At 34.4% G+C, this 835-nt stretch carries 2 protein-coding genes and 1 pseudogene; all 3 read right to left on the bottom strand.

The genetic code is table 11. The annotated features are described in order from the left end of the window. Positions 1 to 111: hypothetical protein (locus HMPREF0367_RS10365; protein WP_148449341.1), on the bottom strand; the 111-nt coding region annotated here is incomplete at its 3' end. Next, positions 89 to 445: a VanZ family protein gene (locus HMPREF0367_RS10840; RefSeq protein WP_169815925.1), complete on the bottom strand. Its 357-nt coding sequence runs from the start codon at positions 443 to 445 to the stop codon at positions 89 to 91. The genes HMPREF0367_RS10840 and HMPREF0367_RS10365, both read right to left, overlap by 23 nt. 181 nt (positions 446 to 626) lie before the next feature. Then, positions 627 to 835: pseudogene (locus HMPREF0367_RS00805) on the bottom strand (UDP-N-acetylglucosamine 2-epimerase (non-hydrolyzing)); the annotation flags it as partial.

The raw sequence follows: 835 nt of genomic DNA, 5'->3' as shown, positions 1-835 counted from the left end.
TTCTTTTCCATAGTACCATCCAAGATACTGCCCGATCTTGATGGACATTTCTAGAGTCAAGCCTTCATTGGCTTTGCCTCGAACACCGTCAGTTCCAAAGTACTTTCCCATATTTATTTAACTCCTTCTCTATTAACGTAAACAATAAATATCCAATTATGCCGCCAAGGACATTATTCACTAAATCATTTATGTCAAAAAATCCAATTTGAAATATCAATTGAATTATTTCGATACCAAAACTAATACACAAACATTGAAATAATATTCTCTTTAGTTTTATATTCTTAAAACACAAAGGAGTCAAAAACCCCATTGGGATAAATAATAGGATATTATAAAAAGTTTCACTCATGTCATAGATAGAAACTCCTGTGTTCAATGAGAAAAACTTAATTTGCCTTGTATCAAGGATCACTCGATGCAATAAAGTAAAATGAAGCATTCCTGCTAGATATATAGAATACAATATACCTATAACACAATACTTGATCCTGTGTTCCTGTCTTCTTATCACAAAATAATAATATCCAATAAAGAATATAAAACTAAAGATGATTTCAATCCATTCATTCCATATATTCATAATGACCTAAAGAAAAACAGTCTGATAAAATCAAACTGTTTTAAAACTTTCTCCAGACCATCTTGTTGACCACACCTGTATAGGACTGGATGATCTTGACCACCTTTGTCGATACGTTTTCATCCACATAGTCCGGTACCGGTATGCCAAGGTCATTGTTTTTGTTCAGCTCTACCGCTGTATCCACTGCCTGTAACAGGGATCTTTCATCAATGCCGGCCAGGATAAAGTCGCCTTTGTCCAGCGCCT

Origin of the sequence: Faecalitalea cylindroides ATCC 27803, assembly GCF_000469305.1 — a bacterium.
Classification (GTDB): domain Bacteria; phylum Bacillota_I; class Bacilli_A; order Erysipelotrichales; family Erysipelotrichaceae; genus Faecalitalea; species Faecalitalea cylindroides.
Note: the sequence above shows the minus strand (reverse complement) of the source record. Positions and strands in the feature narration are given on the sequence as shown.

Bases quoted from the DNA above. Each gene is read 5' to 3' on its own strand.
- HMPREF0367_RS10840 (WP_169815925.1), bottom strand. From the start codon at position 445: ATGCTTCATTTTACTTTATTGCATCGAGTGATCCTTGATACAAGGCAA.